Below are 391 nucleotides of genomic sequence, written 5' to 3' on the forward strand. Positions count from 1 at the left end.
GGGCAGCGCGCAGCAGCGGGGAGCGAGCGTGGATCGCGTGCCGGGTGGAGGTGAAGCGGGCGCCCAGCTCGGCCTTGATCCGCGAGTCGGTCCAGCCGGCCACGTAGTGGCTCAGGCTGTGCTGCAGCGCGTACTCGAGGTTTTGCATCCAGCTGACCGCGTACAGGTTGTGCTCGCGTGATTGCGGGTAGGCCAGGCCGATGTACTTGTCCACCAGCTTTCCGGCGTGGATGTAGCACAGGTTCCAGCCGATCAGCAGACCCTGGTGGCGGTACAGGAACATCCGTCCCTGGCCCTGGCTGTCGGCCAGCAGGTGTTGGAAGTAGGGCAGGTCGAGCTGGTCGAAATGCACCGCGCTCTGCGCGAACACGCCCAGGTACAGCGCGTACAG

General features: G+C 66.0%; 1 protein-coding gene. It reads right to left on the minus strand.

What is annotated here, in order from left to right; all coding sequences use genetic code 11:
* On the minus strand, positions 1–391 hold a 391-nt coding region (locus D7X55_RS47370; protein WP_121725813.1), incomplete at both ends, for a GNAT family N-acetyltransferase.

The sequence above is a fragment of the Corallococcus sp. AB049A genome (assembly GCF_003668885.1).
GTDB lineage: Bacteria > Myxococcota > Myxococcia > Myxococcales > Myxococcaceae > Corallococcus > Corallococcus interemptor.